The organism is Rhizobium sp. SEMIA4064 (assembly GCF_003025035.1).
GTDB classification, from domain to species: domain Bacteria; phylum Pseudomonadota; class Alphaproteobacteria; order Rhizobiales; family Rhizobiaceae; genus Rhizobium; species Rhizobium paranaense.
Genome location: NZ_PYJN01000001.1, coordinates 234,195 through 259,119 on the forward strand (window position 1 = coordinate 234,195; position 24,925 = coordinate 259,119).

The following is a 24,925-nucleotide window of genomic DNA, read 5'->3' on the forward strand; positions in this document are numbered from 1 at the left end:
TGGCGCAGCGGAAACCTGTTGGACGAGCGCATGGGCTTTCGCTTCGAAAAGCCTCGAGACCGCCATACGCTGAGCATAGGCAACGCATTAGTCCCCGTTCGTGAAGCTCCAATGTCAGATTTGTGTAACTGCTGTTACAATCCCCGCCGTTTGCGCCCTCCCGTAACGGCATGCAAAAGCCCGAAAACCGCAGGGTTTTCGGGCTTCGGAGAGGATTCTAGCAAGGATTGTGCCGCGGGCGTCAGGCGCCGTAGCGGATCAGGAAGTCCTCGGCCGCAAGGGCGCGGAAATCGTCAAGCGCAGTACGCAATGTGGTGTGATCCCAGTCCCACCAGGCAAGCTTGTCCATGCGCTCGCCGACAGCTTCGGTGAAGCGCTGGCGGATGAGCTTGGCCGGCACGCCGCCGACGATCGTATAGGGCGCAACATCCTTGGAGACGACCGCACCGGCGCCAATGACCGCACCGTTACCGACGGTGACGCCCGGCAGGATGGTGGCGCCATGGCCGATCCAGACGTCATGGCCGATGGTTACGCGGTTGTCGCGCCGCCAGGTGAAGAAATCCGTCTCCATATCGGCATCCGGCCAATAGTCGGCGGCGCGATAGGTGAAGTGATGCAACGTCGCCCGCCAGGTCGGATGGTTGGTGGCGTTGATGCGCACAGCCGCGGCAATGTTGACGAACTTGCCGATCGTCGCACACCAGACCGCGCCGTCCTGCATGATGTAGGAATAGTCGCCGATCTCGGTTTCATCGATGCGGCAGCGGTCGGAGACTTCGGTGTAGCGGCCGAGCGTCGAATTGCTGACGCTGGCCGAGGGGCTGATGAAGGGCGTTTCGCCCAATTGGCGGCTCATGCGGCGGACTTTCTGGGCGAAAATTGCGACACATCGAGAACGCGGCTGCCAACGGCCTCGCGCACTTCCTCGTCATGGAAGATGCCGAGGAGGGCGACGCCGGCCTTTTTCTTCTTTTCGATCATGTCGACGACGGCAGCACGGTTTCTCGCGTCGAGAGAGGCGGTCGGCTCATCGAGCAGCAGAATGGCATGATCGGTGATGAAGCCACGGGCGATATTGACGCGCTGCTGTTCGCCGCCGGAGAAGGTGGCGGGCGGCAATTGCCAAAGCTCTTCCGGCAGGTTGAGCTGCGCCAGCAGGCTGCCTGCTCTTTCGCGGGCGGTCTCGGCACTTGCGCCACGCGCCAGCAGCGGCTCGGCAACCACGTCGATGGCAGCAACGCGCGGTACGGTGCGCAGGAACTGGCTGACATAGCCCATGGTATGGCGGCGGACTTCCAGCACGGTGCGCGGATCGGCGGCGGCGAGATCGACGATCCTTTCCTTATGCATCACCAGGATCTGGCCGCTATCGACGGCGTAGTTGCCGTAGATCATTTTCAGCAGCGAGCTCTTGCCGATGCCGGAAGGGCCGCCGAGAACCACGCATTCGCCCGATGCGACCGAGAAGGAGACGTCGGCGACGACCGGCAGGCGGATGCCGTCGCGCAGGTGCATGGTAAAGCTCTTGAAGACTTCGGAAACGACGAGGGGAGTGGCCATGGCTTTAAACCTGCAGGATCGAGGAGACGAGCAGTTGCGTATAGGGCTCGCGCGGATCGTCGAGCACGCGGTCGGTAAGACCATGCTCGATCACCACCCCGTCCTTCATCACGATCATGCGGTGCGACAGCAGGCGGGCAACGGCGAGGTCGTGCGTGACGATGATGGCCGACAGGCCGAGATCGTTGACGAGGCCGCGTACGAGATCGAGCAGGCGGGCCTGAACCGATACGTCGAGGCCACCGGTCGGCTCGTCCATGAACACCAGCCGCGGGCCGGTCACCAGGTTGCGGGCGATCTGCAAGCGCTGGCGCATGCCGCCCGAGAAGGCGCGCGGTTGATCGTCGATACGGTCAGCGTCGATTTCCACGCGTTCCAGCCAGTCGATGGCCGTATTGCGGATATTGCTGTAGTGCCGGTTACCGATCGCCATCAGCCGCTCGCCGACATTGGCGCCGGCCGAAACGGTCATGCGCAGGCCGTCGGCCGGGTTCTGGTGCACGAAGCCCCAGTCGGTGCGCATCAGGAAGCGCCGTTCGGCCTCGTTCATGCGGAAGAGTTCGCGATAGGTCTCGTCGCGCATATGGTACTCGACGCTGCCGGTGGTCGGCCGCAGCCGGGTCGAAATGCAGTTGAGCAGCGTCGTCTTGCCGGAGCCGGATTCGCCGACGATCGCCAGCACTTCACCGGGCCAGAGATCGAAGGATACATTGCGGCAACCGATGCGGCTGCCATAGAATTTCGAGATATCCTTGACCTTGAGGAGTGGCGTGTCGCTCATTCGGCGGCCTCCTGGTTGGGTGCCAGCATGGTGCCGATATGGCCATGGGCGCGGCGGTCTTCGCAGAAATCGGTGTCGGAGCAGACAAACATCCGCCCGCCCTTGTCGTCGAGGATCACTTCGTCGAGATAGACCTGCTCGGCACCGCAGAGAGCACAGGGCTTATCGAAACGCTGCACTTCGAAGGGATGATCCTCGAAATCGAGGCTGACGACTTCGGTATAGGGCGGCACGGCATAGATACGCTTTTCGCGGCCGGCGCCGAAGAGCTGCAGCGCATCCGACATGTGCATCTTCGGATTGTCGAATTTCGGCGTCGGCGAGGGGTCCATCACGTAACGGCCGGCCACCTTCACCGGGTAGGCATAGGTGGTGGCGATGCGGCCGTTGCGGGCGATGTCTTCGTAGAGCTTCACATGCATGAGGCCGTATTCCTCGAGCGCATGCATCTTACGGGTCTCGGTCTCGCGCGGCTCCAGGAAACGCAGCGGTTCGGGGATCGGCACCTGATAGACCAGCACCTGGTTGGGTCCAAGCTTGCCTTCCGGGATACGGTGGCGCGTCTGGATGATGGTTGCCTCGTCCGTGCGGGTGGTGACGGCGACGTCAGCCACCTTCTGGAAGAAGGCGCGGATAGAGACGGCGTTGGTCGTGTCGTCGGCGCCTTGGTCGATGACCTTGAGCACATCGTCCGGCCCGATGATCGCGGCGGTCAATTGCACGCCGCCCGTGCCCCAGCCATAGGGCATCGGCATTTCGCGCGAGGCGAACGGCACCTGATAACCGGGAATGGCGATCGCCTTCAGGATGGCGCGGCGGATCATCCGCTTGGTCTGTTCGTCGAGATAGGCGAAGTTATAGGTGGCGAGTTCGGTCATTCGGCAGCCTCCGTCATCGGGTCCTTGCCTGCATTCTGTGCATTCTCGAAGTCGCGGCGCATGCGGCGCACCAGGTCGAGTTCGGCCTGGAAGTCGACATAGTGCGGCAGCTTCAGATGTTCGACGAAGCCGGTCGCCTGCACGTTGTCGGAATGGGAGATGACGAATTCCTCGTCCTGGGCCGGTGCGACGATATCCTCGCCGAGTTCATCGGCGCGGAGCGCCCGGTCGACCAGCGACATCGCCATGGCCTTGCGTTCGCTTTGGCCAAAAACCAGGCCATAGCCGCGGGTAAACTGCGGCGGTGCCTTGGCCGAACCCTTGAACTGGTTGACCATCTGGCATTCGGTCACCTGAATGCTACCCAATGACACGGCAAAACCGAGTTCCGGCACATCCAATTCGACCTCCACTTCGCCGATGCGGATTTCGCCGGTGAAGGGGTGGGTGCGGCCATAGCCGCGCTGGGTCGAATAGCCGAGCGCCAATAGGAAGCCTTCATCGCCGCGGGCGAGCGCCTGCAGGCGCAGATCGCGGGTCATCGGGAATTCCATCGGTTCGCGCGTCAGGTCGCCGGTTTCGTGGTCGATCGGCATGTCGCCGTCGCCTTCGATCAGCCCTTCCTGGCTCAGAATTTCCGAGACGCGCATCACGCGGCCTTCTTCCGCCGGCCGCTGCATCGGCTCGTCCACCGGCATATCCGTGAGCAGGCTCGGGTCGAGCAGGCGGTGCGTATAGTCGAAAGTGGGACCGAGAAGCTGGCCGCCGGGCAGGTCCTTGTAGGTGGCGGAGATGCGGCGTTCGATCTTCATCGCCGAGGTATCCAGCGGCTTGGAATAGCCGAAGCGCGGCAGCGTGGTGCGGTAGGCGCGCAGCAGGAAAATCGCTTCGATCATGTCGCCGCGCGCCTGGCGAACGGCAAGGGCGGCGAGCGTGCGGTCGTAAAGCGAGGCTTCGGCCATGACGCGGTCGACGGCGAGCGCCAGTTGCGCGACGATCTGGTCGATGCCGATGGCAGGCAGCGAACGATCGCCGCGGCGACGATCGGCGAGCAGCCGGTGAGCATTGGCGATGGCGGCTTCGCCGCCTTTAACGGCAACATACATGCGTCACATCTCCGTCGCGATGATCTTGGTGGTGCGCGGCAGGCAAAGGAATTGCCGTTCCGCCGTCAGAACGAGATCGACGCCGCGCGGGAAAAGCGCGCGATTGTCGTTCCAGATGCGCGGAAAAGTATCGGGCAGGCCGATCGGAGCGATCATGCGGATACCGGCGATGCCGGGGCCTGAGAGCGCCAGTTCCTTGCCGCCCTCAAGGGCTGCGATTTCTAAAACCAGTGTCGTCGAACGGTCGGGATATTCCTGCGTGCCGACGGCGAACTGGTTGAAGGAGGCGAGCGCCATGCCGGCCTCGACGAAGGCAAAGCGTGCCTCGATCTTTTCCGGTGTCACCGGCGTGCCGGTGTGGAAGCTGAGCCAGGCGGGCATGGCCGATTTGGCAAGACCGCTCGACAGCCAGACCGGCGTGTCATGGTCGCACAGCGCCAGGCTGATCGCGCCGGCTGCAATGCCGAGCTGGGCGGGCGGAGCGATGTCGGAGGTAACGGTCTGGATGATGCCCGGCCGTGCCATGGCATCCATCATCATCTTGAAGACGCTCTGCGCGTCGAACACCGGATCGGTAAAACCGCCGGTCAGCGCCTCGTTGCCGGCGATCATGGAGGTGGTGGAAGGGCTCATTTGTCTTCTCCGCGGACCATGGTGAAGAAATCGACGCGGGTGGCGGCCGTTTCCTCGGCACGTTTGCGGTCATATTCGGCAATCCGATCGGTAACCGGCAGCAGGATCGCCTTCTCCACGAATTCCTTGGTGGCGGGCTGATGCCAGAGTGCATCGAAGATTGCTGCAAGCCGCACCTTGTCGCGGTCGGTGCCGAGAGCATGCGCGTGGCCGATCGCACCGGAGCCGAGCTTGACGGTGGCGCGCGTCACGGTAACCTCGCCGAGATTAAAGGGTGAACCGCCGCCACCGATGCGCCCGCGCACCATGACGAGCCCGGTTTCCGGACCTCGTACAGGCTGGACCACCGGTTTGTCGGGCAGTGCCTCCCAGGCCGCGTCAAGCTCGTCGCGTTCGGCCCGCGCCAACAGATCGGCGGCGCGCTTGCGTTCCCGCCGCTCCTGCGCCGCCGCCTCTTGTCTCTGTGCTGAATTCATCGCGTCATCCTCAAAATGTCTATTGATATAGACAACCATACAAGGTAGTTTTATATTTATTGGCGAGACGTGACAAGCGTGTGACATTAGCAGCAGGCGACATGGCGGGGCAGAAGGTACAAAGACAGACGGGCGTAGCGCTCTGGCGGCAGATTGCTGACCGGATTCGCACTTCGATCAATCACGGCGATTTCGATGAAGCAGGCATGGTGCCGCCGGAAACGGCGCTGGCGCTGCAGTTCGGGGTCAACCGCCACACGATACGAAGCGCACTTGCGGCACTGGCGCAGGAAGGGATCGTCAGGGCCGTGCAGGGGCGCGGCACACTGATCGAGCGCAAGGAGCGCCTGAGCTTCCCGATTTCGAGGCGGACGCGATTTTCACAAGGGATTGGCGATCAGGTGCGCGAGACCCGCAGCGTCCTTCTTGCGACCAGCGAAGAGCCTGCGAGTACGGAATTGGCGCGGCAGCTCAAGATCAAGATCGGCACCCGGCTGGTGCGCCTGGAAACGCTCGGTCAGGCGGATCATCGTCCGGTTTCGCGCGCCACAAGCTGGTTTCCGGCGGATCGCTTCGGCGCCATTGCCGAGATTTATCGGACGACCGGATCGATCACCAAGGCGTTTCGCGAGCTTGGCGTACCGGATTATGTGCGTGTCGTCACCGAGATCACCGCGACCCATGCCGACGAAGGCGATCTGGCCGACCTGCAACTATCCCCGGGCGCCATCGTGCTGGTCGCCCAGGCGCTCAATGCGGATCTCGACAATATCCCTGTGCAATATTCGATCTCCCGCTTCGCCGCCGACAGAGTGCGGTTCACCGTTGAGAATTGAGGGTGGGCTAGCCCCTCATTCGACCTGTCGGCCCCCTTCTCCCCGCAAGCGGGGAGAAGGGGATGGGCGCGCGCCCCACAGCCTTCCCTCTACTAACCTGTCGAGACGAGGGTACAAAGGTCGTCCCCTTTCCCCGTAAAACGGGGAGAGGGCTAGGGTGAGGGGCTTTCAGGCGTTATTTGGTTACGCTCAATGCGCGCCGGACATGTCGCCGAGCACTTCCTTGGAAGCGACGGTGGAGTCGGCGTTGAGCTTGTAGACCATCGGCACGCCGGTCGCGAGGTTGAGCGACAGGATCTGTTCCTTGCTGAGCCGGTCGAGGACCATCACCAGCGAACGCAGCGAGTTGCCGTGGGCGGCGACCAGTACCTTTTGGCCGGCGAGCACGCGCGGCAGGATTTCCGTGAGGTAATAGGGCCAGACACGGGCGCCGGTGTCGCGCAGGCTTTCGCCGCCGGGCGGCGGGACGTCGTAGGAGCGGCGCCAGACATGCACCTGCTCTTCGCCCCACTTGGCGCGGGCATCGTCCTTGTTCAGGCCCGAAAGATCGCCGTAGTCGCGCTCGTTCAGCGCCTGATCCTTGATGGTTTCGAGACCGGGCTGGCCGACTTCATCGAGGATGATCTTCAGCGTGTGCTGGGCACGCGTCAGCGCCGAGGTGAAGGCGACATCGTACTTGATGCCGTAATCGGCGAGCGCCTTGCCACCGGTCCTGGCTTCTTGGATGCCGAGTTCGGTGAGGTCGGGGTCCTTCCAGCCGGTAAAAAGATTCTTCAAATTCCAGTCGCTCTGCCCATGGCGAACGAGGACGAGAGTACCGCTCATGAAATATTCCTCCTTGATAGAGCAATTCCAGGAAAAGTGCGTGGCGGTTTTCCGTGCGGAATTGCGTGAGAACAAAAGGCTGGAGCGGTTCACCACTCCAGGATGGGATCAGCGTGTGGAAAGCCCGAGGACGTCGAGCATGGAATAAAGGCCGGGTTTCTTGTCGCGCGCCCAGAGCGCGGCCTGAAGCGCGCCGCGGGCAAACAGCGAGCGGTCACCGGCGCTGTGGGACAATGTCAGGCGTTCGCCTTCGCCGGCGAAGATGACGGAATGGTCGCCGATGACGGCGCCGCCGCGCAGCGTGGCGAAACCGATGGTGCCGACTGGCCGCGGACCGGTATGGCCGTCGCGCACGCGCACGGAATGATCGTCGAGATCGATGCCGCGGCCCTTCGCCGCCGCCTGGCCGAGCAGCAACGCGGTGCCGGAGGGGGCGTCGACCTTGTGCTTGTGATGCATCTCCAGCACTTCGATGTCCCAATCTGCCGGCGGAAGCGCTCGCGCCGCCTGCTCGACAAGGACGCTCAAGAGGTTGATGCCGAGGCCCATATTGCCCGATTTGACGATGCGAGCGTGGCGGGAAGCAGCCTTGAACTTGGCTTCGTCTTCCGCCGAGCAGCCGGTCGTGCCGATGATGTGGACGACGCGCGCCTGGGCGGCGAGGCCTGCGAAGGTGACGCTGGTGGCCGGTGTGGTGAAGTCGATCACGCCTTCGGCATGCAGGAAGGCTGAAAGCGGATCGTCGGTGACGGGAATGCCGATCGGCCCCAGCCCGGCAATTTCGCCGGCATCCTTGCCGATGAAGGCGGAACCGGGACGGGCGACCGCGGCGTGCAGGGTAACACCTTCCGTGGCGTGGATGAGGCGGATCAGGGCTTGGCCCATACGTCCGGCTGCGCCCACCACCACCAGCTTCATCGCATCATCGGTCATGTCTTCTCAATCGTCTTATTTGCGGGAAGTGCCGGAAACGGCCGGCCGCTGGAGGTTGTTGAGGCGAGCGTAAAGGCCATTGTCGGCGGTCGCAAGCGTCTCGTGGTTGCCCTCTTCGACGACGCGCCCGTTCTGCATGACAATGATCTTTTCCGCCCGCACGACCGTCGACAGGCGATGGGCGATGACGACGACGGTGCGGCCGCTCATGGCTTCGTCCAGCGCCTTCTGCACGGCTGCTTCCGATTCGGTATCGAGCGCGGAGGTTGCTTCGTCCAAAAGCAGGATCGGCGCGTTGCGTACCAGCGCGCGGGCGATCGACAGGCGCTGGCGCTGGCCGCCGGAAAGCGTCACGCCATTCTCGCCGACCGGCGTGTCATAGCCTTGCGGCTGGGCCAGGATGAAATCATGGGCATAGGCGAGCCGGGCTGCTTCCTCGACTTCGGCATTCGTCGCCTCCGGACGGCCATAACGGATGTTGTCGCGGATCGTGCCTTCGAAAAGGTAGGGCTGCTGCGAGACATAGGCGGTCTGCTCGCGCAATGATTGCTTCGTGACATGGGCGATGTCCTGCCCATCGATGAAGATGCTGCCGGCCTTGGGATCGTAGAAGCGCGGGATGAGATTGATGACGGTGGACTTGCCGGCGCCGGAGGGGCCGACCAATGCCGTCGTCTCGCCGCCCTCGGCAACGAAACTCACGCCGTTCAGAACCGCCTCGTCACCATAGGCGAAGTCAACGTCACGAAACTCGATACGGGCCTGGGTGACAGTGAGTGGCTTGGCGTCGATCAGGTCGCGCTGGCGCGGCTCCATGTCGAGCAATTCGTAGATCATGCGCGCATTGACGACGGCCCGCTCTAGCTGCACCTGCAATTTGGCTAGACGGCGGGCCGGATCATAGGCGAGCAGCAGCGACACGATGAACGAAAACACCGCACCTGGCGGGACGTTTTCATAGATCGAACGATAGGCGGCATAGGCAAACACACCGGCCACGGCAAAGCCGGCGACCGTTTCGATCAGCGGGCCGTTACGCTCGGAAATACGGGCAATGCGGTTTTGTCGGTTTTCAGCCGCCGTAATCAGCTTATCGACTTTGCGTTCGAGTTCGCGCTCCATCGTGAAGGCTTTGACGATGGAAACCCCTTGAATAGTCTCCTGCATCGCGCCGAGCACACGGCTGTTGAGAATGACCGCCTCGCGCGTAACGGCGCGCAGGCGTCTTGAGATGTGGCGCAAGGCCAGAAACACAGGCGGCGCAATGACGAAGAACAGGAGGCTGAGTAGCGGGTCCTGATAGACCATATTGGCCAGCAGAAAGACAAATGACAAAAAGTCACGCGCGGTCGATGTGATGATAAGGTTCATCACATCGCGGATACCGGAAACGTTCTGACTCACTCGCGCCGCAATCTGAGCCGAACGGGCTTCGCTGAAGAAGCCAACCGACAATGTCATCAAATGTGCATAGAGGCGCCTTTGATAACGGGCAATGATGTCATTGCCAATTTTAGACAGAATGACCGATTGAAAATAACCAGCAAAACCACGGGCCACAAACGCGGCCAATATCGCAAAGCAAATCAGCCACATAACCTCGGCGCGGCGCTCGTAAAAAGCTCCGTTCACGATCGGTCTCATGACGGCGGCCATCGTCGCCGTAGACGCTGCGACGACAACGAGGCAAAATATTGCGATCGAGTAGCCCCAGATATGGTCGCGACCGTTTTCAGCAATGATACGCTTCAGCACAGCGGCGATCGTCTCACTGTCGATATCGGTTTTTTTGGTGTCAGGTGACTTCAAATATCGGCTTCCTGTCTCAAACCAAGCGAGCCGCATATGGCACGAGCTTTCGCGGGTCTATAAAGAGTTGGGACGACTTTGGCTAGATATGGCCTGTTGCACTGGTTAAAGCGGGTCATGGAGCCAAGCTCATTATAAGGGAAGGCAGCGCCTTCAAAAAGGCGTCGCGTGGTCGTGAGCGATCCCCTCGACGACCGCCGCCGAAGCCCACTTGATCAACGCCGCCAGCGGCGGCCGTCCGTCGCCAGGCCGAAATTGGCCGGCATGCGGGCGTAGGCCGAAAGGCCGGCGAGTGCGGCCAGTGGATGGGTGACCACATGCGTCGGGATCGTTTTCAGCAGCGCGGAATGCGGCGCCTTATCCTCGAAGGCGGCGCGGAATTCCGGCTTCTGCAGCGCCGGCAGGATCTTTTGCGAGATGCCGCCGGAAAGGTAGACGCCACCGCGCGCCATGAAGACCAGCGCGATATCGCCCGCGACACGACCGAGATAGGTGACGAACAGCGTCACGGTTTCTTCAGCCTGGGCGTTGGTGCCGGCAAGCGCATGGGTGGTGATATCAGCCGGTTGCGTCAGCACGGGCTCGATGCCGTCTGCCTTGCAGATCGCGTTGTAAAGATATTGCAGGCCGCGGCCGCAGAGGACCTGCTCGGCGGAGATACGGCCCTCGATGGGCTCCAGGTGCGGCCAGATCTGAAGATCGCGCGCGTTGCGCGGCCCGAGATCGATATGGCCGCCTTCGCCGGGCACCGGGATCCAGGCATGTTGGGCATGTATAAGCCCGGCAACGCCAAGGCCGGTGCCAGGCCCGAGTACGGCACGCGAGGCGATCATGCCTTCGGAGGTTTCGCCGATGGTCTCGCGATGCTCCTCGGAGACACCGGCTATCGCCAGAGCCTGTGCCTCGAAATCATTGATGATCAGCACATCCTCGAGACCGAGATTGGCGATCATCGTCTTCGGCCGGATCACCCAGTCGCAATTGGTCAGCGGAATTTCGTCGCCACGAACCGGCGCCGCAACGGCAAGGATCGCCGAACGCGGCTGCACCGCCGTCTTGTCGAGGACGCCCTGCTGGATCGCCTCGTCGATTGTTTTGAAATCGGCGGTATGCACGTTCGGGAAATGCTTCGGCTCGGCATAGACATCGACGAGGATCGAAAAGCGTGCGTTGGTTCCCCCGATATCGCCGATCAGAATAGGAAAGGGCAGGGGGGCTTCGCTGTGATTGAGCTTGGGCATGGCCAGGTCCGTGGTCTGCCGCCGAGGCGGATTAATGGTTCAGTGTTTTGATCAGTCGTTCTGCGGTGGCTTCGTTGAGAGCCATGGGAATGTCGTAGAGAACGGCAAGCCGCGTCAACGCTTTCACGTCGACATCATGCGGCACAGGGGTCAGCGGGTCGATGAAGAAAACAAGCAGATCGATATCGCCGGTGGCGATCATGGCGCCGATCTGCTGATCGCCGCCGAGCGGACCGCTCTTCATGCGGGTGACCGTAAGGCCAGGGCAGGCATCGAGCACCCGGCCGCCGGTCGTGCCCGTGGCAACGATATGCCAATTGGAAAGCGCATCCTGATTGCGGCGGGCAAATTCCGCCATTGCATCCTTCTTCTGATCATGCGCGATCAGCGCGATGCATTTGCCGGCCATGAAGCTCCCGTTCCGCTCAGGACCTAGTGCCCAAGACTTTTAATCGATTTATCTGCCTTCTATACCAAGAGACAAGCCTTTGAAAGACGGGTCGAACCGGTCGAAACCGGTTCAGCCGCTTTACTGCTGCGGGACGCTGCCGGGCGGGGTGTTGCCCGTATCGGCGCTGGAAACCGGCATCGCACCGGTCGTGGCGCTGGCCGCAGCAGCCTTGGTGCCGAAGGTAGCGGCGCGGGCCGAGGCGACGGAAGGTGCATCCAGCACGGCCCGGCAGGACTTTGGCAGATCGGAAACCATGACTTCGCGCGGCTTTGCCGGCGGCTTCTCGGTGGGCTTCGGCTTTGCCCAGGGCGCCGGTGTGAACCACCAGGCGAGCGACTTGTCGCAGCCGTCGCCAGCCGCCACAGGTGCCTGCGGCTTGCAGTTGGCCGAGCCTGCGGGGCAGCGGATGCGGATATGGAAATGCGAGTCATGGCCATATTCGGGGCGCAGCTTGCCGAGATAGGTTCGGTCGCCGGTCCACGTGTCGCACATCTTCTTCTTGATCGCCGGATTGACGAAGATGCGTTCGACTTCGGGGTAGCTCGCGGCGCGCATCAGGAGGCGGGCATGCTCCGGTGTCCAGACCTTGTCGTTGATCGTCAGGAACTTGTCCTTCGCCAGCATGCTGGTGAAGGGCAAGGTTTCGCGCTCGGCCGCTGTCAGCGTGTGCGACGGCATTGGCGTCAGCCAGACGTCGGCATCGAGGCCGATCTGATGCGAGGCATGACCGTTGAACATCGGGCCGCCGCGTGGCTGCGAGATATCGCCCACCAGAATGCCCGGCCATCCGTCATATTTGGCGGCGTCGCGCGACAGGCGCTCGAGGAGTGTGATCATTTCCGGTCGGCCCCAGCGGCGGTTGCGCGACGGGCGCATCGCCTCCCAGGTCGGCCCGTCGGTCGGCAGCGCCACGGCGCCGGAAAGGCAGCCCTTGGCATAAAAGCCGATCGATTGCGGCGGTCCCTGCGTCGGCAGCGTTACGGCGCCGAAGATCGCCTTGGCGCTGCCGGGCGTCGGGGTTGCCTGTTGCGCCAGCGCATCGCCGCTGATGAGGCCCGCGCCGATCGTGGCGGCGAGGGAAAGTTTGCTGACCAAATTGAAGGTCCGAACCAGGACAGAAATCATGTGGTTCCCTAAGAAGCTGCCGGCAATGGCCGAGGTGATTTGCGCGCGAATCTACCTTGAAAAGCAATTTTGGTGAATCCGTGTTTTATCGCTCGAGCCTAATGAGCGGCCGCAAATTGCCCGCTCGGACCGCTAAGTACATGATCAGCCAGCCAGAATTTCCGCCGTCTTGCGGATGCGCGATAGCCGCGGCAAGACCTTGGTGCAGGCGAAATCCTGCATTTCCTGCGAAAGGGTCGTCACCGCATCTTCGGCGACGATGATGGAATAATTGGCCGCATAGCCGTCGCGAACGGTGGATTCGACGCCGAAATTGGTGGCGACGCCGGTAAGGATCAGTGTTTTGATGCCGCGGCGGCGCAGTTGCAGATCGAGTTCGGTGCCGTAAAAGGCGCTCCAGTGGCGCTTGACGATGGCGATGTCGGGTGTCAGCGCTGCGATCTCGGCGGGTACGGCGAGAGCTGCGGGCGGTAAACCTCCCTCTGGAAAGCTGAAGGTTTCATCCACGGGCTGGTTGACAGCATCGACATAGTTTGCGGAAAATCCAACGGTCACAAAGACTGTGGTGCCGCCGTCGGCTTTCAATTTTTTGGCGATGGCGGCGGTATTCTCGACGACCTGTTGCGCAGAGTGGGGTGCGAGCGGGCGGCTGAGAACTAGGCCCTGCAGATCGATGGAGACAAGTGCGGTGGTTTGGGGATCGTAAAGAGGCATCAGGGGGCTCCGGGGAAATATGAGGTTATCCTCACAATGACAAATATGAGGGAATCCTCGCAAAAATCAAGCGCGGAACCGCAAACGCGTATTCCGAAGCGCCGCCGCGGCCATGATCGCGTTGCCGTGCTTCTGGAAGCGGCCGCAAAAATCTTCGTTCAAAAGGGCTATGATGCTGCGACGATGACGGAGATCGCCGCAGAAGCGCACTCGTCGATCGGCTCGCTCTATCAGTTCTTCCCGACCAAGCCGCTGCTTGCCGAAGCGCTGCATATCGATCGGCTGGAGCGGCTGAAGGCGGTGCTTCAGGACATCGCGGAAAAGAGCGGCGGCCTTTCGGCGGCCGATAGCGGGGAGGCAATCTTCGACAGGCTGGGCGCTTTCATCGAGGAGTTTCCGGAATTTCCGGTGGTTGCCGCCCGCCGCGACGTGCCGAAGGACCGAAAGATGCGTTCGCGGGCGGAGCTGAAGGAGCTGATTTCCGCCATCCTGCGGCGAGCCGAGCCGCCGATCACGGATGATGTCGCCTTGATGTCGGCGATCGTTCTCGAACTGCTGCGCATCGCCGTCGTCGCCGCCAACGAGCCGGAAACGGCAGGCGACCGGCGTCTCGTCCACGAGTTTCGCCTGATGCTGCGCAAACGCCTTGAAGAAGCTGCGGCAAAAGCCTGATTTCGCGGAATGGCAGTCGGCGGGTTTGTGAACAGATGAGCAATTCCGTCCTGCTTTTCGCCCTCATTTGGCCTATGCTTGATTCCCATCAAATCATCAGAGGATCATGAATGGCATTGTCGCGGTTGAAAGCAGGCTTGGTTGCTTCTCTTTTCTGCCTGCTAGTCTTGCCGGCGCCCTCCAACGCCGACGAGTTACAGTTCCGTATTGGCACCGCCATTCTCGGTGATCTGAAATACCAGCCCGGCTTCAAGCATTTCGACTATGTCAATCCGGACGCACCGAAGGGCGGCGAGCTGAAGCTTTCGAGCAACGGTACGTTCGATACGCTCAATCCCGTTTTGCTGAAGGGTAACCCCGCAGCGGGGCTCAGCCTGGTATTTGATACCCTGATGAAGTCGGCCGACGACGAAGTCTTCTCTTCGTATGGATTGCTTGCAGAAGGCGTGTCCTATCCGGAAGATGTCTCGAGCGCCACGTTCCGTCTGCGGGCTGAGGCCAAATGGGCCGACGGGACACCGGTCACCCCCGACGATGTCGTCTTCAGCTTCGAAAAATCGAAGGAACTCAATCCGTTCCTGACGAGCTACTATTCACATGTGACGCGTGCCGAAAAAACCGGCGACCGTGACATCACCTTCTCTTTCGACCAGAAGAACAACCGCGAACTGCCCTCCATTCTCGGACAGCTTCTGATCGTGCCGAAACATTGGTGGGAAGCAACGGGTCCCGATGGCAAGCCACGCGACATCACGCGTACGACGCTGGAGCCGCTCATGGGCTCCGGGCCATATAAGATCGTGTCGGTGTCGCCGGGATCTACCATCCGCTATGAACTCCGTGACGACTATTGGGGCAAGAACCTCTCCGTCAATGTTGGCGAGAACAACTTCGGAGCCATCTCGTATGCCTACTACGGCGACGACGATGTGGAATTTGAGGGTTTTCGTGGCGGCAATGTCGATTTCTGGCAGGATAACAGCGCCAGCCGTTGGGTAACGGGCTATGACTTCCCGGCCGCCAAGGATGGCCGCATCAAGCGGGAAGATTTGCCCAATCCGCTGCGCGCGACCGGCGTGATGCAGGCGCTGGTTCCGAACATGCGCCGCGATCAGTTCAAGGACCAGCGGGTACGCGAAGCGCTCAACTACGCCTTTGATTTCGAGGAGATCAACCGCACGGTCGCTTATGGTGTATATCACCGTGACGACAGCTATTTCTTCGGCACCAAACTCGCTTCCTCCGGTCTGCCCCAGGGGGAAGAGCTGAATATTCTGAACGAGATCAAGGACAAGGTGCCGCCCGAGGTCTTTACGACACCCTACAGCAATCCCGTAGGTGGCGATCAGCAGAAGTCTCGCGACAATCTTCGTAAGGCAATCGCGCTTCTCAAGGATGCCGGCTATGTGATCAAGGGCAACCAGATGGTCAATGCCAAGACCGGGCAGCCCTTTTCCATCGAGATCCTTCTCGGCAGCCCATTTGTTGAAAAATGGGTGCTGCCCTATACGCAGAACCTCAAGAAGATTGGCATCGACGCGCGCGTACGCACCGTCGATTCCTCGCAATACATCAATCGTGTCCGCAGTTTCGACTATGACATGATCTGGAATGTGTGGGCCCAGACCCTCAATCCCGGAAACGAGCAGACGGATTTCTGGGGTTCTGCCTCAGTTAACCGTCCAGGTTCTCGAAATTATGCGGGCATAGCCGATCCCGGTGTCGATGCACTGATCACCAAGGCCATCTTTGCCAAGGATGTCGCCGAAAAGGAGGCGTCGGCGAGGGCGCTCGACCGTGTTCTGCTCGCCCATCACTACGTCGTTCCGCTGTTCTATGCCACCAGCTTCCACATCGCCTATTGGGACAAGTTCGAACATCCGGCCAATCTGCCGGAATATTCGATGGGCTTTCCCGAGACATGGTGGTCGAAGAACGCCGGCAAATGAGCGGCTCTTGCAATGACGGGCATGCTGGCTCCAAATGCCCCATGCCGATTCGGCAATTTCAGCCTGAAATGACTGCGCCGGCTCTATTCGGCGGAAGGGAACAAACGACTTGAACGACGGATGGATTGAGGCGGGAGCAGGCATATTCCTCGATGAGGGAGTGACGGGCTGATGGGTGCCTATATCCTCAGACGTCTGCTGCTGATGATCCCGACCATCATCGGCATCATGGCGATCTCGTTTACCATCGTGCAGTTCGCGCCCGGCGGTCCTGTCGAGCAGGTGATCGCGCAGTTGACCGGCCAGGGCGACAACGCCAATGGCCGTCTTTCCGGCGGTACCGATCTGCTCGGCCAGCAGAACGTCGACGACAGCAGCTCGAAATATCGCGGCGCGCAGGGGCTCGATCCGGAGCTGATCGCCAAGCTCGACAAGCAGTTCGGCTTCGACAAGCCGCCGCTTACGCGCTTCGGGCAGATGATGTGGAATTATATCCGCTTCGATTTCGGCGAAAGCTTCTTCCGCAATACCACGGTGATCGATCTCATCGGCCAGAAGCTTCCCGTGTCGATTTCGCTCGGCATCTGGATCCTGATCTTCTCCTACGCCATCTCCATCCCGCTCGGCATCCGCAAGGCGATACAGGATGGATCGACCTTCGATGTCTGGACGTCCGGTGTCATCATCATCGGCTATGCAGTTCCGAGTTTCCTCTTCGGCATCATGCTGATCGTGCTTTTCGCCGGTGGCTCCTTCTTCGATTGGTTTCCGCTGCGTGGCCTCGTCTCCGATAATTTCGCCGATCTTACGTGGTGGCAGAAGATCATCGATTATCTCTGGCACCTCGTGCTGCCATTGATCTCGCTGTCGCTCGCCGCCTTCGCCACGACGACGCTTCTCACCAAGAATTCCTTCATCGAGGAGATCAAGAAGCAATATGTCATCACGGCCCGCGCCAAAGGGCTGAGCGAGCGGCGGGTGCTCTATGGCCATGTCTTCCGCAATGCCATGCTCATCGTCATCGCCGGTTTCCCCGGTGCCTTCATTTCCGCCTTCTTCACCGGTTCGCTGTTGATCGAGAATATCTTCTCGCTCGATGGCCTCGGCCGCCTCAGCTATCTCTCCGTCGTCCAGCGTGACTATCCGATCGTGTTCGCAACGCTCTATATCTTCTCGCTGCTTGGCTTGTTCGTCGGCCTGATCTCGGACCTGATCTATACTTGGATCGACCCCCGCATCGATTTCGAGCGGAGGGATGTCTGATGGACGCAGCGACCAACTCGACGGCCCCGGCAGTAGTAAAGCCGCCGCGCAAGGGCCTCTTTTCCCCGACCAACGTTCGCCGCTGGCAGAATTTCAAGGCGAACCGCCGTGGCTACTGGTCTCTCTGGCTGTTCCTGATCCTGTTCGTTGTCAGTCTCGGAGCGGAATTCATCGCCAACGACCGGCCGATCCTCATTTCCTATAAGGGCGAGATCCTGACGCCTGTCTTCGTCGATTACCCCGAGGAAAAATTCGGCGGCTTCCTCGCGCAGACCGACTATCGCGCAGAGGATATCAGGCAGGAGATCAACGCCAATGGCTGGATGATCTGGCCGCCGATCCATTATTCCTACCAGACCGCCAATTCGAACCTTCCGAAGGGAACCTCAGCTCCGACCGCTCCCTTCTGGCTGATGAGCAAGGAACAGCGCTGCTCCGGCTATGAAAAGGGCGTTGATGATCCGAATTGCACCCTGAGCAATCTCAACTGGCTCGGCACGGACGACCAGGCACGCGATGTGCTGGCGCGCATGATCTACGGCTTCCGCATCTCGGTGCTGTTCGGCCTGGCGCTGACCATCTGCTCGGCGGTCGTCGGCGTTGCCGCCGGTGCCATCCAGGGCTATTTCGGCGGCTGGACCGACCTTCTCCTGCAGCGTTTCATCGAGATCTGGTCATCGATGCCGGTACTCTACATCCTGCTGATCATCGCCTCGGTCCTGCCGCCCGGTTTCTTCATCCTTCTCGGCATCCTGCTTCTGTTTTCCTGGGTGGGCCTCGTCGGCGTCGTGCGTGCCGAATTCCTGCGGGCGCGCAATTTCGAATATGTCCGCGCCGCCCGCGCGCTCGGCGTCAACAACATTACCATTATGTACCGCCACCTGCTGCCGAACGCCATGGTCGCGACCCTGACCTTCGTGCCCTTCATTCTCTCCGGCTCGATCACGACGCTGACCTCGCTGGATTTCTTAGGCTTCGGCATGCCCCCCGGCTCGCCTTCGCTTGGCGAAATGATCGCCCAGGGCAAGTCCAACCTTCAGGCCCCCTGGCTCGGCCTTTCCGCCTTCTTCACGATGTCGATCATGCTGTCGCTTCTGATCTTCATCGGTGAAGCCGTCCGCGATGCATTCGATCCGAGGAAGACGTTCCGATGAGCGCAGACACCCCATTGCTTTCAGTCCGAAATCTATCCGTCGCCTTTCACCAGGGCGGCCAAACCTCGACTGCGGTCGACGGCGTCTCTTTCGATATCGCCAAGGGCGAAGTCTTGGCGCTGGTCGGCGAATCCGGGTCGGGCAAATCGGTGTCGGCCAACTCGATCCTGAAGCTGCTGCCCTATCCGACTGCCAGCCATCCCTCGGGAGAAATCCTGTTCAAAGGCAAGGACCTGCTGAAGGCGTCTGACAATGAGCTGCGTGCCGTCCGCGGCAACGACATTACCATGATCTTCCAGGAGCCGATGACCTCGCTCAATCCGCTCCATACGATCGAAAAGCAGATCGGCGAAATCCTGGCGCTGCACCAGGGCGTGGTCGGCCAGCAGGCGCGTGCCCGCATACTGGATCTCCTGAATCAGGTCGGCATCCGCGAGCCGGAAAAACGGCTCAAGGCCTATCCGCACGAGCTGTCCGGCGGCCAGCGTCAGCGCGTGATGATTGCCATGGCGCTCGCCAACCGGCCGGAGCTTCTGATTGCCGACGAGCCGACGACGGCGCTCGATGTGACGGTGCAGGCGCAGATCCTCGAATTGCTGCGCGAGCTCAAGGGTGCACACGGCATGTCGATGCTGTTCATCACCCACGATCTCGGCATCGTCCGCAAATTCGCCGATCGCGTCTGCGTCATGACCAAGGGCCATATCGTCGAGACCGGCACGGTCGAGGAGGTCTTCACCCATCCGCAGCATGAGTATACCCGGCATCTGCTGGCTGCCGAGCCGCGCGGCGAGCCGCCGGTGGGCGACACCAGCAAGCCCGTGGTCATGGAAGGCTCCGACATCAAAGTCTGGTTCCCGATCAAGGCCGGGCTGATGCGCAAGGTGGTCGACTATGTGAAAGCAGTCGACGGCATTGATCTCAGGCTAAGAGCCGGCCAGACGCTCGGCGTCGTTGGTGAATCCGGCTCCGGCAAGACGACGCTCGGCCTGGCGCTTGCTCGGCTGATCTCCTCCAGAGGCCGCATCAGCTTTGTCGGCAAGGACATTGCGGACTATTCCTTCAAGGAGATGCGGCCGCTGCGCAACCAGCTTCAGGTCGTCTTCCAGGACCCCTACGGATCGCTGAGCCCGCGTATGTCGGTCGGCGAAATCATTGCCGAAGGGCTGAAGGTGCATGAGCAATCTCTATCGGCGGAAGAGCGCGATCGGCGCGTCTGCTGGGCGCTGGAAGAGGTGGGTCTCGATCCCTCGACCCGCTGGCGCTTCCCGCATGAATTTTCCGGCGGCCAGCGCCAGCGCATCGCCATTGCCCGCGCCATGGTGCTGAAGCCGCGTTTCGTCATGCTGGACGAGCCGACCTCAGCGCTCGACATGAGCGTACAGGCGCAGGTGGTCGATCTGCTGCGCGACCTGCAGCGGCGCCATGACCTTGCCTACCTCTTCATCAGCCATGATCTGAAAGTCGTGAAGGCGCTTGCGAACGACCTGATCGTCATGCGCTTCGGCAAGGTCGTGGAGCAGGGTGTGTCGGCGGAGATTTTCCGTGCGCCCAAAGAGGATTACACTAGGGCGCTTCTCGCAGCCGCCTTCAACATCGAGGCGGTCCCCACCGCCGCCGTCCAGCAATAAAAGACAATCGCCATGCCGGTCAAAAGCCCTGTTCTCGTCGATCTCAAATTCACGCCTGAAGCCATCGCCGCGGCCCTTAAAACCGCTTTCACCGATCGTGGCAGCATCAACCTCGCCGATCCCGCCAATAAAGGCGCGGATCTGAGCCAGGTCGATTATGCCCTTCTGTGGAAGCCGGATGCCGATCTCTTTCAGCGCGCGCCCAACCTCAAGGTCATCTTTTCCGGCGGCGCCGGCGTCGATTCCATGTTGAATATCGAGGGTCTCCCCGACATTCCCATCGTCCGCTTCGTCGACCGCAGCTTGACGGTGCGCATGACGGAATGGGTCGTGCTGCAATGCCTCATGCATCTGCGCGACGTCTTCGGTCACTTCAGGCACCAGCGCAAGCGCGTCTGGGGCCATCTTTCGGCGCCCGAAGCACGCGAAGTCACGGTCGGTGTCATGGGCCTCGGCATTCTCGGCCTCGATGCCGCCACCAAACTCAAGGTCATGGGCTTCGACGTCATCGGCTGGTCGCGACAGAAAAAGCACATCGACGGCATGGAAACGTTCGACGCCGGCGAGCTAGATGCCTTTCTCGCGCGGACTGATATTCTCGTCGGTCTGCTACCGCTGACGCCGGAGACGACGGGGTTTTACAACAGCGCGCTCTTTTCCAGGCTTCGCCGCGGCGGTGCCCTGGGCAAGCCGGTATTCATCAATGCTGGACGCGGCAAGAGCCAGGTCCAGGCCGATATCGTCTCGGCGATCGAAACCGGCGTACTCGGTGGCGCGTCGCTCGATGTCTTCGATGTCGAGCCGCTGCCGATGGACGCCCCGCTCTGGGGCATGGAGAATGTCGTCATCACCCCGCACGATGCGGCGGTCTCCGAGGAATATTCGCTGATGCGCCATATCGAAGAACAGATCGCCCGCTTCGAGCGCGGCGAGCCTCTGCAATACCTCGTGGATCGCAGCCGGGGCTACTAAGCGCCTTCGGAACCTTCCAGACCCGCCTCCGTTTTCCAAATGACGTCGCCGCAAGGCGAATTTGGAAGGAGGCTGTCATGCCACGGAAGCTGGAAACCCATACGCGCTGGGAGGATTCTGATCACCGTCTGCATGAGGAAAAGGAGTTGCCGGCGACCGAGGCCAAACAGGGGCATATGGGACGGCGTGTATTGGCGGTGCTTCTTGTCGCACTTGCGCTGACAGCGATCGTCTGGGCGCTGGCGGAACTATGGGGCGGCAAGCCCACGCAGACGACGCCAGTGACGACGACCCCGGTGACGACCCAAGATCAGACGGCGACACCGAAACCGCCGGCTCAAGGCAATTCCCAGCCGCAATGAATTCGGCCATCAGCCACGATCTAAGCCAATGCAGCGGATGTCTGTATCAGCGCGTTTATTTCAGTATCAATTTTCTTTCAGTGACTGGACTTTCGCTCAACATTTTTTGATAAGAGGAGCATTATACCCGCCGCCAGCGAGCTGGAGGCGCGAAGCATGACGTCCGGGGCGTAGGGAGACGGGCAGGAACGAGATGACGAAAACGGATATCGCCACCCGTGTCTATAACCATACCTGGAAGCTCGATCCGATCATCCGCAGTCTGATCGATACGGATTTCTATAAGCTTCTGATGCTGCAGATGATCTGGAAGCTTTATCCGGACGTCAATGCCACCTTCTCCTTGATCAACCGCACGAAAAGCGTCCGGCTCGCCGAAGTGATCGACGAGAAGGAGTTGCGCGAACAACTCGATCATGCGCGTACGCTCAGGCTTGCCAAGAAGGAGATGATCTGGCTAGCGGGTAACAGCTTCTACGGTCGTGCCCAGATCTTCGAGCCGGAATTCCTGGGCTGGCTGTCGAATTTCCAGCTTCCGGAATATGAGCTGTCCAAGCGTGACGGGCAGTATATTCTCGACTTCCACGGGTCGTGGAAGGAAACCACCATGTGGGAGATTCCGGCCCTCGCCATCATCAACGAGCTCCGCTCGCGTGCGGCGCTGAAGGCGTTGGGTCCTTTCACGCTCGATGTCCTCTATGCGCGAGCCAAGGCGAAGATGTGGGAAAAGGTCGAGCGGCTGAGTGAGCTGCCGAATCTGCGCATTTCCGATTTCGGCACCCGGCGACGCCATAGTTTCCTCTGGCAGCGTTGGTGCGTGGAAGCGCTGAAGGAAGGTGTCAGCCATGCTTTCACCGGCACCAGCAACGTCCTTCTCGCCATGGATTCCGATCTTGAGGCCGTCGGCACCAATGCGCACGAGCTGCCGATGGTGGCGGCGGCGCTGGCCGAGACCGATGAGGCGCTTGGAAAGGCGCCCTACAAGGTATTGCGCGACTGGAATCGCCTTTACGGCGGCAACCTGTTGGTGGTTCTGCCCGACGCCTTCGGCACGGCTTCTTTCCTGCGCAATGCGCCGGAATGGGTGGCCGACTGGACCGGCTTCCGCCCCGACAGCGCGCCTCCGATCGAAGGCGGCGAGAAGATCATCGAATGGTGGAAGAAGATGGGCCGCGACCCGCGCCAGAAACTTCTGATCTTCTCCGACGGTCTGGATGTCGACGCCATCATCGCCACCTACAAGCATTTCGAGGGCCGGGTCCGCATGGGCTTCGGTTGGGGCACCAACCTCACCAATGATTTTGCAGGCTGCGCGCCCACCGAAATCCATGGCCTCAACCCGATCTCGATCGTCTGCAAGGTGATCGAAGCCAATGGCCGCCCGGCCGTCAAACTCTCGGACAATCCGCAGAAGGCAACGGGCGAACCCGCCGAGGTCGAGCGCTATTTGAAGTTCTTCGGCGCCGAGGATCGGGTGGATCAAGAGGTGCTGGTGTAATCATCTTGTTTTCGATAGAGCATGTGACGGCTCTACCGATTGTTGTAAAGCTAGGACCCCACTACCGTTTCGACTCAAGGATCAGCCGTGGTACGAAATCATTATGGCTACGGATTGTTATTGTGCCTTGTCCTCTCGCAACCCGCTTACGCGCAAACGGATGACGGAACAGCCGCATTCGCAAAGCGTGACTATAGATCGGCACTGCTGAATTGGCAGCCACGGGCGGATCAGGGTGACGCAACGGCTCAGTACGGCCTGGGGCGCCTTTATTTCTTTGGACTAGGTGTACCGCCAGACTCTAAGCAAGGCATTTTCTGGTTCCGCAAGGCGGCCGATCAAAACAATCCCTACGCTGAACGTCGCTTGGGTCTCGTTTATTCGGTTGGCGAAGACGATGTAGCTCCGGACCCTGAACAGGCGAATATCTGGTTTCAGAAGGCAGTAGCTGGCTTGAGCAAGGTAGCCGAGGACGGCGATGTCATGGCTCAATATTTGCTTGGCGGTATGTATTCTGACGGCGAAGGCGCGGAGCCAGATGCCGCGAAGGCGAACTTCTGGTTTCAGAAGGCGATGGGTAGTTTCCGCGAGCAGGCAGAGCAGGGAACAACCTCGGCCCAATACTGGCTCGGCCAAATGTATCTTAACGGTCAAGGTGTAAGCCGAGACGTAGATCAGGCAATTATCTGGCTCTCAAAGGCTGCGGAGCAAGGCGATCTAGGCGCCCAACTCTGCCTTGGCGAGATCTACACTTATGCGCAATACGATCGCAAGGATAGCGACATGGCGATTAAGTGGCTTACGAAGGCTGCGGAACAAGGCGACCCAGGGGCGCAAAAGCGTCTTAGTGCCGTCTATGCGGAGCGTGCACATCCCGCTGATGCGTCGGCGTCGGCTTACTGGTATCGCAGGGCGACGGATACAGAAGCGTCATCTGCAGCTAAGGACAGCCCTTCCGAAGCGGTCAAGCCAATCAACCTACCATTTTCTTCCAAAAATTGAATCTGGTGTGGAGGCATTCGTACAAGTGGGCGTCTGTTGACGCTGGTCGGTATTTGTTCGCCCCAGGGGGCAAATCACATGCTACTGCACACTCCGCCCCACCCGTTTGAACAGCGACCACTTGCCGCCCTCCCAGCGATATTGATCCGGCGAGATCACATAGGGCACGTCGCTGAGATCGGCGCTGATCAGTTCGAGGAGTTGCAGTCCTTGAACGTCGTTTTCGTGAGTGAAGAAGACCTTGTCCCGTGACAGGAAGGCCGCGATCGGTGCTGCACCGCCGGATTGGTCCTGTATCTGGGCCCAGAATTTTGGCAGGAAGGCGACGCTGGATTCAAACTGGCCGTCGATCTCGACATATTGAAACCGACTGCGTTTGGCGACCTGTACGCCGGTCTTAGTGAGAAATTTATGGAGATTGGCCTGCGCCGTCTCCGCCAGTTCGCCGACGTCGATGCCCCAGTCGTCCAATGCGTTGGTCATCACATAGCTGACCGCGGTCTCGCCATTGACGACAAAAAGCCTGACAAGATTCTCGGCTTCATCGAGATAGACGAATTGCGGCGGATCGGGTTCGTCCTTGACTGCCTGTATCATCTGCCGCCGTGCGACGTCGACGAAGCTGCGCGATTTCAGCACCGGCAGCACCTTGTCGAGCTCATCGCCGCCTTCCAGGGCTTCGGTCATGTTCAGATAGTTGAGCAGAGCCTGAGCACGCGCTTGTCCCTTCTTTTCACGCAGCGCCAATAGCGCGTTGCTCAAGAATTTCGTCATTGTGTCGCCGTTGCGGCTATGCAGCGTCAGGCTGCCGGCGCCGGGATCATAGTCGACTTTGACCACTTCGCCGAAAAATGGCAGGCGCTCTTGCAGGTAGGCGGCAAAGCGGGCCTCGTCTTGCAGCGCTTCGTCTGGGATGTTGAGATCGAGGCTCTTGATCGCCGACGTCCCGGCGGGCTGTGGGGCTGGCGGCTCAATCTGCGCGTCCGGTCGTTTGGCTCCGCCGAAGAGCTTTTTCAGGAAGTTGAACACGCGAACATCCCCAAACGGTATC

At 60.6% G+C, this 24,925-nt stretch carries 25 protein-coding genes; 10 read left to right on the forward strand and 15 right to left on the reverse strand.

What is annotated here, in order from left to right; all coding sequences use genetic code 11:
* Positions 1 to 241: 241 nt before the first annotated feature.
* From C9E91_RS01110 to phnG, 7 genes are read right to left on the reverse strand one after another with little or no spacing between them, the layout of a single operon-like run.
* On the reverse strand, positions 242 to 859 hold the full coding sequence (locus tag C9E91_RS01110; RefSeq protein ID WP_107106534.1) for a DapH/DapD/GlmU-related protein: 618 nt from the start codon (positions 857 to 859) through the stop codon (positions 242 to 244).
* Positions 856 to 1,563, reverse strand: a complete 708-nt coding sequence (gene phnL / locus C9E91_RS01115; protein ID WP_107106535.1) for a phosphonate C-P lyase system protein PhnL — start codon at positions 1,561 to 1,563, stop codon at positions 856 to 858. Before phnL ends, C9E91_RS01110 begins: the two co-directional genes overlap by 4 nt.
* 4 nt (positions 1,564 to 1,567) lie before the next feature.
* Complete coding sequence (phnK, locus tag C9E91_RS01120; protein WP_107106536.1) at positions 1,568 to 2,344, reverse strand: phosphonate C-P lyase system protein PhnK; 777 nt, start codon at positions 2,342 to 2,344, stop codon at positions 1,568 to 1,570.
* Positions 2,341 to 3,222, reverse strand: coding sequence for an alpha-D-ribose 1-methylphosphonate 5-phosphate C-P-lyase PhnJ (locus C9E91_RS01125; RefSeq protein WP_107106537.1), 882 nt, complete (start codon positions 3,220 to 3,222; stop codon positions 2,341 to 2,343). The genes phnK and C9E91_RS01125 overlap by 4 nt, the downstream gene beginning before the upstream one ends.
* A complete protein-coding gene (locus tag C9E91_RS01130; protein WP_107106538.1) occupies positions 3,219 to 4,328 on the reverse strand; it encodes a carbon-phosphorus lyase complex subunit in 1,110 nt (369 codons plus the stop codon). Before C9E91_RS01130 ends, C9E91_RS01125 begins: the two co-directional genes overlap by 4 nt.
* A gap of 3 nt (positions 4,329 to 4,331) precedes the next feature.
* The gene (gene phnH, locus C9E91_RS01135; protein WP_414124898.1) at positions 4,332 to 4,961 is read right to left on the reverse strand and encodes a phosphonate C-P lyase system protein PhnH; all 630 of its coding nucleotides are present in this window, start codon (positions 4,959 to 4,961) and stop codon (positions 4,332 to 4,334) included.
* The gene (gene phnG / locus C9E91_RS01140) at positions 4,958 to 5,437 is read right to left on the reverse strand and encodes a phosphonate C-P lyase system protein PhnG (RefSeq protein WP_107106539.1); all 480 of its coding nucleotides are present in this window, start codon (positions 5,435 to 5,437) and stop codon (positions 4,958 to 4,960) included. Before phnG ends, phnH begins: the two co-directional genes overlap by 4 nt.
* 101 nt (positions 5,438 to 5,538) lie before the next feature.
* On the opposite strand from phnG, the gene phnF reads away from it, so the two are divergent.
* Complete coding sequence (gene phnF / locus C9E91_RS01145; RefSeq protein WP_107106540.1) at positions 5,539 to 6,273, forward strand: phosphonate metabolism transcriptional regulator PhnF; 735 nt, start codon at positions 5,539 to 5,541, stop codon at positions 6,271 to 6,273.
* A gap of 189 nt (positions 6,274 to 6,462) precedes the next feature.
* On the opposite strand, the gene C9E91_RS01150 is transcribed toward phnF, so the two are convergent.
* The 7 genes from C9E91_RS01150 to C9E91_RS01180 all read right to left on the reverse strand — a co-directional run bounded on the left by C9E91_RS01150 (position 6,463) and on the right by C9E91_RS01180 (position 13,371).
* Positions 6,463 to 7,098 (reverse strand): 2,3-bisphosphoglycerate-dependent phosphoglycerate mutase, encoded by a 636-nt coding sequence (locus C9E91_RS01150; protein ID WP_107106541.1) that lies wholly within the window; start codon positions 7,096 to 7,098, stop codon positions 6,463 to 6,465.
* A 108-nt stretch (positions 7,099 to 7,206) separates the two neighbouring features.
* Positions 7,207 to 8,031, reverse strand: coding sequence for a 4-hydroxy-tetrahydrodipicolinate reductase (dapB, locus tag C9E91_RS01155; RefSeq protein WP_107106542.1), 825 nt, complete (start codon positions 8,029 to 8,031; stop codon positions 7,207 to 7,209).
* Between the two features lie 15 nt (positions 8,032 to 8,046).
* Positions 8,047 to 9,840 (reverse strand): ABC transporter ATP-binding protein, encoded by a 1,794-nt coding sequence (locus C9E91_RS01160; RefSeq protein WP_107106543.1) that lies wholly within the window; start codon positions 9,838 to 9,840, stop codon positions 8,047 to 8,049.
* A 215-nt stretch (positions 9,841 to 10,055) separates the two neighbouring features.
* Positions 10,056 to 11,081, reverse strand: a complete 1,026-nt coding sequence (locus C9E91_RS01165; protein WP_107106544.1) for a glucokinase — start codon at positions 11,079 to 11,081, stop codon at positions 10,056 to 10,058.
* A 31-nt stretch (positions 11,082 to 11,112) separates the two neighbouring features.
* Positions 11,113 to 11,490: a methylglyoxal synthase gene (locus C9E91_RS01170; protein ID WP_107106545.1), complete on the reverse strand. Its 378-nt coding sequence runs from the start codon at positions 11,488 to 11,490 to the stop codon at positions 11,113 to 11,115.
* 120 nt (positions 11,491 to 11,610) lie between these two features.
* Positions 11,611 to 12,657: a penicillin-insensitive murein endopeptidase gene (mepA, locus tag C9E91_RS01175; protein ID WP_107106546.1), complete on the reverse strand. Its 1,047-nt coding sequence runs from the start codon at positions 12,655 to 12,657 to the stop codon at positions 11,611 to 11,613.
* A gap of 144 nt (positions 12,658 to 12,801) precedes the next feature.
* A complete protein-coding gene (locus C9E91_RS01180; RefSeq protein WP_107106547.1) occupies positions 12,802 to 13,371 on the reverse strand; it encodes an isochorismatase family protein in 570 nt (189 codons plus the stop codon).
* Between the two features lie 36 nt (positions 13,372 to 13,407).
* Here C9E91_RS01180 and C9E91_RS01185 point away from each other — a divergent pair, with 36 nt between their 5' ends.
* The 9 genes from C9E91_RS01185 to C9E91_RS01225 all read left to right on the forward strand — a co-directional run bounded on the left by C9E91_RS01185 (position 13,408) and on the right by C9E91_RS01225 (position 23,874).
* A complete protein-coding gene (locus C9E91_RS01185) occupies positions 13,408 to 14,043 on the forward strand; it encodes a TetR/AcrR family transcriptional regulator (protein WP_107106548.1) in 636 nt (211 codons plus the stop codon).
* A 110-nt stretch (positions 14,044 to 14,153) separates the two neighbouring features.
* A complete protein-coding gene (locus C9E91_RS01190; protein ID WP_107106549.1) occupies positions 14,154 to 15,992 on the forward strand; it encodes an extracellular solute-binding protein in 1,839 nt (612 codons plus the stop codon).
* 171 nt (positions 15,993 to 16,163) lie between these two features.
* Positions 16,164 to 17,255, forward strand: coding sequence for a microcin C ABC transporter permease YejB (locus C9E91_RS01195; protein WP_107106550.1), 1,092 nt, complete (start codon positions 16,164 to 16,166; stop codon positions 17,253 to 17,255).
* Positions 17,255 to 18,409: an ABC transporter permease gene (locus C9E91_RS01200; protein WP_107106551.1), complete on the forward strand. Its 1,155-nt coding sequence runs from the start codon at positions 17,255 to 17,257 to the stop codon at positions 18,407 to 18,409. Before C9E91_RS01195 ends, C9E91_RS01200 begins: the two co-directional genes overlap by 1 nt.
* Positions 18,406 to 20,040 (forward strand): ABC transporter ATP-binding protein, encoded by a 1,635-nt coding sequence (locus tag C9E91_RS01205; RefSeq protein WP_107106552.1) that lies wholly within the window; start codon positions 18,406 to 18,408, stop codon positions 20,038 to 20,040. The genes C9E91_RS01200 and C9E91_RS01205 overlap by 4 nt, the downstream gene beginning before the upstream one ends.
* Positions 20,041 to 20,052: 12 nt before the next feature.
* Positions 20,053 to 21,012, forward strand: a complete 960-nt coding sequence (locus C9E91_RS01210; RefSeq protein ID WP_107106553.1) for a 2-hydroxyacid dehydrogenase — start codon at positions 20,053 to 20,055, stop codon at positions 21,010 to 21,012.
* Between the two features lie 77 nt (positions 21,013 to 21,089).
* The gene (locus tag C9E91_RS01215; protein WP_107106554.1) at positions 21,090 to 21,374 is read left to right on the forward strand and encodes a hypothetical protein; all 285 of its coding nucleotides are present in this window, start codon (positions 21,090 to 21,092) and stop codon (positions 21,372 to 21,374) included.
* Between the two features lie 193 nt (positions 21,375 to 21,567).
* The gene (pncB, locus tag C9E91_RS01220) at positions 21,568 to 22,872 is read left to right on the forward strand and encodes a nicotinate phosphoribosyltransferase (RefSeq protein ID WP_107106555.1); all 1,305 of its coding nucleotides are present in this window, start codon (positions 21,568 to 21,570) and stop codon (positions 22,870 to 22,872) included.
* A gap of 87 nt (positions 22,873 to 22,959) precedes the next feature.
* Entirely contained in the window at positions 22,960 to 23,874 is a 915-nt protein-coding gene (locus C9E91_RS01225) for a tetratricopeptide repeat protein (protein ID WP_107106556.1), read from the forward strand.
* A gap of 81 nt (positions 23,875 to 23,955) precedes the next feature.
* Here C9E91_RS01225 and C9E91_RS01230 read toward each other — a convergent pair whose 3' ends face one another.
* On the reverse strand, positions 23,956 to 24,903 hold the full coding sequence (locus tag C9E91_RS01230) for a DUF1444 domain-containing protein (protein WP_107106557.1): 948 nt from the start codon (positions 24,901 to 24,903) through the stop codon (positions 23,956 to 23,958).
* Positions 24,904 to 24,925 lie beyond the last annotated feature (22 nt).